Here is an 11,012-nt window from a genome sequence, read left to right on the forward strand (position 1 = left end):
CATGCCCAAGCTACGCATTCATGCAAACGATTGCAATACTCAAATTCGCCTCAAATAATGGCTGCAACTTGATCGCCGTCGCGCACATGGATTGCGATCCTTGCTTCGCGCGCCTTGCGGATGGCAAAGGCGGTGGGGGCGGACAGGCAGGCAATCGCGGTTACCCCCATGCGCGCCGCCTTTTGTACGATTTCGTAGGAACAGCGGCTCGACATTATCACAAAGCCGTCGCCGAAATCCGCGCCGGAAATCGCCATCGCGCCGAGCAATTTGTCGAGCGCATTGTGCCGGCCGACATCTTCGCGCGCCTGCACGATCTCGCCCCCCGGACTTGCCCAGGCTGCGGCATGAACCGATCGGGTGGTGCTGTTGATCGGCTGGTGTCCAGGCAATTCTGCAAATGCCCGTTGCACCGAAATTTCGGGGAGTATCCGCATTTCCGCAGCGACCGGGCGTAGCGGCGCATGAAGTTCATCGGCATTGTCGATCCCGCAAATGCCGCAGCCAGCATTGCCGGGCAAGGTCCGACGATTTTGGCGCAGGTCAAAACGCTGCTGGCAGCGTTCGGCAAGGCGTAGCCGCAGGTCGATGCCTTGCGGCAGGTGATGGATGTCGAGTGCTTCGATATCGCCGGGCGTGTCGATAATGCCCTCGGTCAGCGAAAAGCCGACCGCGTAATCGGCAAGGTCTGCGGGCGTTGCCAGCATCACCGCATGGTTGCGCCCGCCATAGACAAAGGCTGTCGGGGTTTCTTCAGGCACGGCCCAAAGCGCGCCTGATGACAGCGCAATGTCTTGCTGCGCTGCACTCGCCTTGCCGGTGACGGTAATTGGAAACACTATTCCGCCGGGACCTTGGCAATGCGTCGCATTTCCGCAGCGTGCGCGGCGTGTTCCAATTGCCATTCGGATTTGTGGTTTGCCGGTGCCACCTCAACCGCGGTAACCTTATATTCGGGGCAACTGGTGGCCCAGTCGGACAGTTCGGTGGTAATTACATTCGCGCCCGTTTCGGGATGGTGGAAGGTCGTGTAGACCACGCCCGGTTGCATCCGATCGGACAGTTTTGCCCGAACCACCGTCTCACCCTTGCGCGACCTTACTGACACCCATTGTCCTTCGCGAACGCCGCGCATTTCGGCGTCGGATGGATGGATTTCGAGAACATCCTCTTCCCACCAATCGACATTGTGGGTGCGTCGCGTTTGTGCACCGACATTATATTGGCTGAGGATACGGCCGGTGGTCAGGATCAGCGGGAATTTGCGGTTTGTCTTCTCTTCGGTCGGCACATATTCGGTAGTCACGAACTGGCCCTTGCCACGCACGAAGCCGTCGACATGCATGATCGGCGTGCCTTCGGGCGCGGCGTCGTTGCATGGCCATTGCACCGATCCGACACGGTCGAGCATCTCGAAAGACACATTGGCGAAGGAGGGGGCGAGTTGCGCAATCTCGTCCATGATCTGCGCGGCATTTTCATAATGCATCGGATAGCCGAGCGCCTGCGCCAGTTCCTGTGTCACTTGCCATTCGGCCTTGCCGGTCTTTTCCTTCATTGCCGGGCGCACGCGGTTCACCCGGCGTTCAGCGTTGATGAAGGTACCATCCTTTTCAAGGAAAGAGGTGCCGGGAAGAAAGACGTGCGCAAAGCGCGCGGTTTCGTTGAGGAACAGATCCTGCACGATCAATATGTCGAGCGCGGAGAGCGCTGCTTCGACATGCTTGGTGTTGGGGTCTGACTGGGCGACATCCTCGCCCTGGATATACATGCCCTTATATGTACCCGCACATGCTTCGTCGAACATGTTTGGGATGCGATAACCGGGCTCGGCATCCATCGACACACCCCAGGCATCTTCAAACACCTTACGCACGGCATCGTCGCTGACCGGTCGATAATCGGGCAGTTCGTGCGGGAAGCTGCCCATATCGCACGAGCCCTGCACATTGTTCTGCCCGCGCAGCGGGTTTACGCCTACGCCGCGTCGGCCGATATTGCCGGTCGCCATTGCCAAGTTGGCCATGCCCATCACCATGGTCGAACCCTGGCTATGCTCGGTGACGCCGAGGCCGTAATAGATCGCAGCATTGCCGCCTGTCGCATACAGGCGGGCAGCAACGCGGATATCCTCAGCCGGAACGCCGGTAACCGCCGCTACATTTTCGGGCGCATTCTCTTCGCCGCGAATGAAATCGAGCCATTCGGCGTAGGAGGGCAGGTCGCACCGTTCCTTGATGAAGGTTTCGTCGAGCAAGCCTTCGGTTGCAATCACATGCGCCATTGCATTGATCAGCGCGACATTGGTGCCGGGCAACAGCGGCAGGTGATAGGCTGCTTCGATATGCGGGGATCGCACTAGGTCGATCATACGGGGGTCGGCGACGATCAGCTTTGCCCCCTGGCGGAGGCGTCGTTTCATCTGTGAGGCAAAGACCGGATGGGCATCGGTCGGGTTAGCACCGATCACCAGGATGACATCCGCCTCCATCACGCTGTCGAAATCCTGCGTGCCGGCCGACGTGCCATAAGTCTGTTTCAAGCCATAGCCGGTGGGCGAGTGACAAACGCGCGCGCAGGTGTCGACATTGTTGTTGGCAAAGGCGGTGCGTACCAGTTTCTGCACGACCCAGATTTCCTCCGCGGTGCAGCGTGAGGATGTAATCGCACCAATCGATTTACGGCCATATTGGGCCTGTGCTGCCTTCAACCGATCGGCCGCAAAACCGATGGCTTCCTCCCAACTGACTTCGCGCCAGGGATCGGTGATGGCATCGCGGATCATCGGCTTGGTGATGCGGTCGGGGTGGGTGGCATAGCCAAAGGCGAAGCGGCCCTTGACGCAGCTATGCCCGTGATTGGCCTTGCCATCCTTGTAGGGCACCATGCGCACGACCTGGTCGCCTTTAAGCTCCGCCTTGAACGAGCAGCCGACCCCGCAATAGGCGCAGGTGGTCAGCACCGTGCGGTCGGGCACGCCAAAATCGATAACGCTTTTTTCCTGCAGCGTCGCGGTGGGGCAGGCCTGCACACAGGCACCGCATGAAACGCATTCGCTGTCGAAGAAATTCTCGCCGAGCGACACTGCCACCCGCGAGTCAAACCCACGTCCTTCGATGGTCAGCGCCAGCGTGCCCTGCACCTCGTCGCATGCACGCACGCAGCGTGAGCAGACGATGCATTTGGACATGTCATAGGTGAAATAGGGATTGCTCTCATCCTTGGCGGACTGGGTGTGGTTTTCACCGTCATGTCCATAGCGGACTTCACGCAAACCAACCGCGCCCGCCATATCCTGCAATTCGCAATCACCATTGTCGCTGCAGGTCAGGCAATCGAGCGGATGGTCGGAGATATAGAGCTCCATCACACCTTTGCGCAGCCGCGCCAACCGGTCGCTTTGGGTGCGCACTTTCATGCCCTCTTCGGCAAGGGTGGTGCACGATGCAGGTGTGCCTTTGCGCCCTTCGATTTCGACGAGGCACAGGCGGCACGAACCAAAGGCTTTCAGGCTGTCGGTCGCGCACAGTTTCGGGATCGGCAGGTCAAGGCTGTTCGCCGCGCGCATGATCGACGTGCCTTCGGGAACGCTCACGGAAAAGCCATCAATCTCGATCTGCACCATCCGGTCAGAGCTGGCGGCCGGAGTGCCGAAATCCTTTTCCTTGAGGATCGCCAACGCCTGTCTCCTCTATTCCCGCCCGAAATCTTCGGGGAAATGCCGCAACGCGCTCAGCACCGGCATCGGGGTAAGCCCGCCCATCGCACAAAGCGAACCATCGGTCATAATCTCGCACAAATCCTCGACCAGCGCCAGATTGCTTTCGCGATCTTCGCCGGCAATAACCTTGTCCATCACTTCCTTGCCGCGCACTGCACCGATCCGGCAGGGGGTGCATTTCCCACAGGATTCGATAGCGCAAAATTCGAACGCAAATCGCGCCTGCTTCGCCATGTCGACGCTGTCGTTGAACAGCACGATCCCGCCATGGCCCAGCATCGCACCCGCGGCAGCCAGCGCTTCATAGTCCATCTCGATGTCTAGCCGCGAAGCTGGAATATAGGCCCCCAGCGGACCGCCTGCCTGCACTGCACGCAAGGGCCGCCCCGAACGGGTACCGCCGCCAAAATCCTCCACCAGTTCGCGCAAGGTCACGCCAAAGGCCTTTTCCACCAATCCGCCGCGCGCCACATCACCTGCCAGTTGGAACGCCTGCGTCCCGCGCGATCGCCCCATGCCGAAATCGCGGTAATGCGCCGCACCCTTGGCGAGGATGTCACCCACCGCCGCGAGCGTGAGCACATTGTTCACCACCGTCGGTTTGCCAAACAGGCCGGATATGGCAGGGATCGGAGGTTTGGCGCGCACCTGTCCGCGCTTGCCCTCGATGCTGTCGAGCATCGAGGATTCCTCACCGCAGATATAAGCCCCGCCGCCCATGCGGATTTCGACGCGGAAATCGGAGAGTGCTGCTGCATGCCAAATTTCGACCGCGCAGCGCATGGTCGCGACGGCATGCGGATATTCGGAACGGATGTAGATATAGCCCTTGTCCGCGCCGATGGCGTGTCCGGCAATCGCCATGCCTTCGATCAAGGCAAAGGGATCGCCCTCCATCAACATCCGGTCGGCAAAGGTGCCGCTGTCGCCTTCATCGGCATTGGCACAGACATATTTTTGCTTTGCCTGCTGTTCGAGCGCTGTCTTCCACTTGATACCGGTTGGGAAGCCAGCGCCGCCGCGACCGCGAAGGCCGGAATCGGTTATCTCGGCGACAACCTCTTGCGGTTGCATTGCCAATGCACGGCGTAACCCCGCAAGCCCGCCATGCGTTTCATAATCGGCAAGGCTGAGCGGATCGATCACGCCGCAACGTGCAAAGCTGAGCCGTTCCTGCATTGCCAGATAGGGGATGGCTTCGGTCAGTCCGAGGCTGAGCGGGTGCACGCCGCCCAGATGGAAACCGGCATCAAATAAAGATGACACATCATCTGCCTCAACCGGGCCATAAGCTATGCGCCCCGCAGCGGTCTCCACCTCGACCAGTGGTTCCAGCCACAGCATCCCGCGCGAACCATTGCGCACCAGGTTGATCGCAATGCCTCGCGCTGCTGCTTCGCGCGCAATCGCCGCCGCAACCTCGTTTGCACCTGCCGATTGCGCTGCCGCATCGACGGGGACGAAGATCCGAACCGCGCTCATGCTTTTGCCTCGAGCGCTTCGACCAATGTATCGAATGCTGCGGGCGTCAGCCGCGCTTTCAATTCCCCATCGACCAACGCTGCCGGGCCAAGCGCGCAGTTGCCGAGGCAATAGACCGCCTCCAACCCGATTGATGGATGGCCCAACAATCGCGCTTCAGCGTGCTGCGCCAGATCTTCCGATCCGACGGCCTGACATGCCTCCGCCCGGCACAATTTGACGACATGCGCTGGGGGCGGTTCACGGCGGAAATCGTGATAGAAAGTCACCACCCCATATATCTCGGCGCGCGAGATATTGAGCGCATGAGCGATGCCCTTCAAAGCGTCATCGTTCAGATATCCGTATTCGGCCTGAACTGCGTGCAATATCTCGATCAATGCATCCGGACGATCGCCATGCTGCGCACAAATTTTGCGGCATCTTTCGAGTAGGTCGGGCAGGGCGGCAATGTCTGACATGGTTTGTTAGGTCGATAAATCTGTCGCGCCACATAGGCCAGCGCAAATCGCGAATTGAACAAACTTGCCAGAAAAGCAGGATGCATACGAAAACACGGTGACGCCGCCTGTTAAGCGCAATATGAACGTTCACTAGAACAAATATATAGTGGAGAGGGACTTATGGCTTTAGCGCCGCAAACAGCGAGCAGCAGCGACAGCAATCCGGTTGAAAGCGAAGGTCAGCACATCGATGCGCCCGAGTTGCGCCTGTTTGTGATGGCGCTGTTTTTCATCTTTGGCGGCATTACCTCGCTCAACGATGTGATAATCCCGAAGCTGAAGGAACTCTTCACACTGAACTACACGCAGGCGATGCTGGTGCAGTTCTGCTTCTTCACCGCCTATCTGGTGATTGGGCTTCCCGGCGCGGCGTTGGTCAAGCGTATTGGCTACATGCGCGGTGCGGTGGCTGGGCTGCTGACGATGATGGCGGGGTGTCTGCTCTTCATCCCGGCAAGCCAGACTGCGACTTACGGTGTCTTCCTGTTCGCGCTGTTCGTGCTCGCGAGCGGTGTCGTGATCGTGCAGGTCGTCTCCAACCCGCTGATCAGCCTTTTGGGCAAAGCCGAAACAGCGCATAGCCGCCTGACCTTTGCACAGGCGTTCAACTCGCTCGGTACGACGGTATTCCCCTATTTCGGCGCCATCCTGATCCTTGGCAGTCTCGCCACGGTCAGCGCAGACCAGCTATCGGGTGCCGAGCTCGATGCCTATCGGACCGCGGAAACGCAGGCGATCGTGAACGGCTATCTTGGCCTTGCTGTGGCGCTGGCAATCGTTGCAGCTGTCGTCTGGATGTTCCGTAACAAGCTCCAGGGTGAGAAACATGAGCAGAGCAGCCTCCTAGGCGGCTTTCAGCTCATGAAACGCCCGCGCTTCGGCTATGGGGCTGCGTGCATTTTCCTCTATGTCGGCGCCGAAGTTGCGATCGGCTCGCTGATCGTGAACTATCTGATGCAGTCGCATGTCCTTGGTCTTGAAGAACAGGCCGCAGGAAAGCTGATAGGTCTTTATTGGGGCGGCGCGATGATTGGCCGCTTCATAGGCTCGGCCATCCTGCGCGTGGTCAGCCCGGGCCTGGTATTAGCCGCAGTGTCAGCAGGCGCTATCACGCTTATCCTTGTCTCGATAAGCACCACTGGCGTCGTCTCGGGCTATTCGCTGCTCGCCATCGGCCTGATGAATTCGATCATGTTCCCGACGATCTTCACGCTCGCTTGCGAAAAGCTGGGCGCGCGTGCCGCCGATGGTTCGGGCATCATCAACATCGCGATCTTTGGCGGCGCGGTAATCCCGCTCGTCACCGGCGTTATCGCCGATGCCACTGGCAGCCTCGCGACCGCGTTGATACTACCCGCCGCTTGCTACGTCATCATCGCAGGCTTCGGCATCTTCGCACGTAAGCCAGCGTAAAATCACACAAGATCAAAGGCAGCAGCGCTGCCTTTGACCATCCGGCGTAACCATGCCTGCGTAAATTACTCTCAAACTGGGGGTAAATCACGCAGGTGTTACCGACCCGGTTGTTAGCTTCAAAATTGAAAAAAATCTTCGAGATTTGCAGTATCGGGAATTAACCTGCATCTCTTTCAGGCGGAATGCGCAATTCCGCTCTACAATTCGGCGCTTGGCTAAGCTGTCATATTGAAACCGACTTAACTCGTTTTGTAGCGTAAAATCACCGACAGGCCCGCGCTTAATAATAATCAGCGGGGATTTATGCGCATACGCAATGCATTGTTTTACACTACGGCGGTTATTGCATCGTCCGTTTATGGGGCAGAAGCCCATGCCGGAGTTTCGTCTACTTTCACAAAAGGTGCCGTTGCACGCTATTCGGGCTCTGCAGTCGGCGTTAACGCCAACGGTACCGATAGCGCGCAGCTGTTTTCCGAACTCAACATCACAAGCGTAACAATATCGCAGACCGGAGCTTTCACGACTTGGTCGCAAGGCAATGACACTGCCGTGTCCGTCACGGTCAAGCGTTCAGGCGGTCTGCCTGATTTGACATTCTCAGCCACAATGAACTGGGTAAGCACCGGCTGTAACGGCAATGGATGCGACTATATCGGTCTCGTATTCTCTGATACGGTTGACGATGGCTTTGCGGCATCATTGCCGGCTGGTTCTTACAAAACCTACATCCTGCAATTTGACCAAAGCACCGTGAATCTCGCTACCTTGGCGCCTAACAATATCGATGGCGCGGCCAACTTTGGAGCGGGTGCCTTCGCTGCACTTGATGCTTTCGGTGGTGACGGCGTTGCTCCAACGGTAACCGCTTCGCAATCGTTCAATTACGCAGAAAACCAGGTTGCTGGCGCCGTTGTTGGCACCGTTGCAGCAACTGATAACACTGCGGTTACAGCATTTCGTTTCTCCGCGACTGGTACCAGCACCAGCGCAGATGGATATTACACCATCGATAATACCGGCAAGATTTCGATCACCGCTGCCGGTGTTGCGGCTGGTGTTGCGAACAACGATTTCGAGATCAATCCCAACCAGTTCACTTATGGCATCCAAGCGGGCGATGCTGCCGGTAACTGGTCGACTGCGACCAACATCACGCTGAACGTGACCGATGTCGACGATACGCCACCAGTTCTCACCGGCCCGAGCAACGGCGCGGGTGCGGCTGCTTCGTCGATCACAGTCAACGAAAACCAGACCGGCGTCACCCAGATGACCGCTAGCGAGAACGTCACCTGGGCGATTGTTGGTGGTAATGACCAAGGCAAGTTCCAGATTGCGCCCGATGGCACGATCACCTTTGTCGCGGCCCCTGACTTTGAAGCGCCGACCGATAGCGACACCAACAACAGCTATGTGTTGACCGTCGAAGCGACCGACGCACAGGGCAACAAGGTAACCCAGCAGGTCACCGTCAACGTCGCCAATGTCGACGATACGGCGCCCGTCCTGACCGGACCGAGCGGCGGCGCAGGCGCGGCTACCTCAACCATCACGGTCAATGAAAACCAGACCGGCGTCACCCAGATGGTGGCCAGCGAGAGCGTCACCTGGGCGATTGTTGGTGGTAATGACCAGGGCAAGTTCCAGATTGCTCCCGACGGTACGATCACTTTCGTTGCGGCACCAGATTTTGAAGCGCCGACCGACAGCGACACGAACAACAGCTATGTGTTGACCGTCGAAGCGACCGACGCTCAGGGCAACAAAGTTACCCAACAGGTGACAGTCAACGTCGCCAATCTTGATGATACCGCGCCGCTCATAACTGGACCGACCAACGGTGCAGGCGCAGCGGCCTCGGCCATCACGGTCGACGAAAACCAGACAGCAGTAACCAAGCTGGTCGCTGACGAAAATGTGACCTGGGCGATTGTTTCGGGCAACGATCAGGGCAAGTTCCAGATTGCACCCGATGGTACCATCACCTTTGTTGCCGCGCCGGACTTTGAAGCACCGACCGATAGCGACACCAACAACACTTATGTGCTGGTTGTCGAAGCGACCGATGCGGCAGGCAACAAGATCCAGCAAACAGTCACAGTTACCGTCGCCAACGTCGACGATGCAGCTCCGATCATCACCGGCCCAAGCGGTGGTGCCGGTGCGGCAGCTTCGACCATTACGGTCAACGAGAACCAGACCGGCGTGACCCGCGTAACCGCAAACGAAGCCGTTACCTGGTCGATCACCGGCGGAAACGATCAGGGCAAGTTCCAGATCGCGGCTGACGGTACGATAACTTTTGTCGCTGCGCCGGACTTTGAGGCTCCGACCGATAGCGACACGAACAACAGCTATATCCTCACGATCACGGCAACCGATGCTGCTGGCAATCGTTCGGTTCAGACCATCACCGTCAATGTTGCGAACATCGACGATACGGCTCCGCTGATCACTGGCCCCAGCGGCGGTGCGGGTGCGGCTGCATCGGCATTGACGATCAACGAAGGCCTGACAGCGGTCACGACCTTTACCGCCAATGAAACGGTAACCTGGTCGATCGACGGCGGCAGCGATGCAGCGAAGTTCCAGATCAACGCGCAGACGGGTGCAATCACCTTCCTGTCGGCTCCGGACTTTGAAGCTCCGACCGATAGCGATCGCAACAATACCTATGTTGTTCGCGTCAAGGCGGTCGATGCGGCTGGAAACATCAGCTACCAGACGTTGACTGTTACCATCGTCAATGTCGACGAAATCGCCCGCAAATTGAGCGAGATCGGCGGAAAACTGCGGAGTGGCCTGCGCCAATATGCTGCGAAGGGCCTCAGCGACATGCTGTCCTTCAACGAAGGCCTGATGCAGAATGGCGATGATGATGTTTGCGCTGCACCTGGCAACCAAAAGGCGTTGTCGGGCGCTCTCAACGCAAGCGAGGCTGGCGGCACTGCAAAGCTGGATTATTCGAAGCAGCTCACCGATTGCAGCCGCAACTATCGCATCTTCTTTGACGTCGGTCTGACCTATTCGAAGTTCGGCGATGGCTGGAATGCACGCCAATATGCTTCGACCCGTTTTGAGGCCAAGCTCGACGAGGATTTCGTCCTCGGCGTTGGCCTGCTGGCTTCGAAGTCGAACGACCAGATCGCAGGATTTGACGACAGTTCGATTTCGGACGGCAGCGTGCAGATGAACCTCTACGGTCGCTACAAGTTCACGCCTGAACTGCGGACCGGTGCGTTCTTCGGCCTTGGTCGTGCATGGTATGACTTCGGCCTTACCGAAGCTGACGGTTTCGTGCTCGACGGCAAGATGACTGGCAAGCGGTCGATCTATGGCTGGATGCTCAGCGGCGACATCAATGTCGGCGACATGGTGGTTACCACCGACGCCGTTGTCTCGCACGCCACTGAAAAGCTCGGCAATGCCAAGCTGGCTGCGCAGTATCGGGGCGAATCGCGTAGCGGTATCGACTTTGAAGTCGGCACCGTAAATGTGACGCGCATCAGCATCCCGGCATCGGCGCCGATCAAGCTTTCGGGTGATGAAAACGGTATCGGTGGCTGGTCCAAACTGGTCATCAGCCCGGGCCTGCTTTGCGAAGACAATGGTGTCACGAGCAACTCGCTGACTTGCGGTTATCAGATTGGTGCCAAATTTGTGTCGCAACAAAGCGTACGCGATCGCTTCTATGGCGACTTCCAGTGGGAAAGCGTTTCGGGAATGCGCCGCTCGATGTTTGCCGTCGGTTATGCCTACCGCTTCGGCAAGGATAACAAGATGGAACTGGGTCTCGAACTGCAGAACGGAAATTCCGGTCTGGCAGCGCGTGACAGCAAGGCTCTCCTCAGCGTGAGGTTGGCCCGATAAGTTTGAAGACGGGCCGC

At 58.2% G+C, this 11,012-nt stretch carries 6 protein-coding genes; 2 read left to right on the plus strand and 4 right to left on the minus strand.

The window, feature by feature from the left end; translation table 11 throughout:
- Nucleotides 1-50 precede the first annotated feature (50 nt).
- The 4 genes from fdhD to ACFSAG_RS10140 are packed head-to-tail and all read right to left on the minus strand — an operon-like array spanning nucleotide 51 to nucleotide 5,664.
- Nucleotides 51-839 carry a formate dehydrogenase accessory sulfurtransferase FdhD gene (gene fdhD / locus ACFSAG_RS10125; protein ID WP_381514279.1) on the minus strand — a complete coding sequence of 263 codons (789 nt, stop codon included), beginning with the start codon at nucleotides 837-839 and terminating at the stop codon, nucleotides 51-53.
- Entirely contained in the window at nucleotides 839-3,679 is a 2,841-nt protein-coding gene (gene fdhF / locus ACFSAG_RS10130; RefSeq protein WP_381514281.1) for a formate dehydrogenase subunit alpha, read from the minus strand. The genes fdhD and fdhF overlap by 1 nt, the downstream gene beginning before the upstream one ends.
- A gap of 12 nt (nucleotides 3,680-3,691) precedes the next feature.
- A complete protein-coding gene (locus ACFSAG_RS10135; RefSeq protein WP_381514283.1) occupies nucleotides 3,692-5,203 on the minus strand; it encodes a formate dehydrogenase beta subunit in 1,512 nt (503 codons plus the stop codon).
- Nucleotides 5,200-5,664, minus strand: a complete 465-nt coding sequence (locus ACFSAG_RS10140) for an NADH-quinone oxidoreductase subunit NuoE family protein (protein WP_381514285.1) — start codon at nucleotides 5,662-5,664, stop codon at nucleotides 5,200-5,202. The genes ACFSAG_RS10135 and ACFSAG_RS10140 overlap by 4 nt, the downstream gene beginning before the upstream one ends.
- A gap of 162 nt (nucleotides 5,665-5,826) precedes the next feature.
- Here ACFSAG_RS10140 and ACFSAG_RS10145 point away from each other — a divergent pair, with 162 nt between their 5' ends.
- Nucleotides 5,827-7,119, plus strand: a complete 1,293-nt coding sequence (locus ACFSAG_RS10145) for a sugar MFS transporter (RefSeq protein ID WP_381514287.1) — start codon at nucleotides 5,827-5,829, stop codon at nucleotides 7,117-7,119.
- Between the two features lie 306 nt (nucleotides 7,120-7,425).
- Nucleotides 7,426-10,995, plus strand: a complete 3,570-nt coding sequence (locus ACFSAG_RS10150) for a cadherin repeat domain-containing protein (RefSeq protein ID WP_381514290.1) — start codon at nucleotides 7,426-7,428, stop codon at nucleotides 10,993-10,995.
- The last annotated feature ends 17 nt before the right edge of the window (nucleotides 10,996-11,012 follow it).

It is taken from the genome of Sphingorhabdus buctiana (genome assembly GCF_042680825.1).
GTDB lineage: Bacteria > Pseudomonadota > Alphaproteobacteria > Sphingomonadales > Sphingomonadaceae > Sphingorhabdus_B > Sphingorhabdus_B buctiana.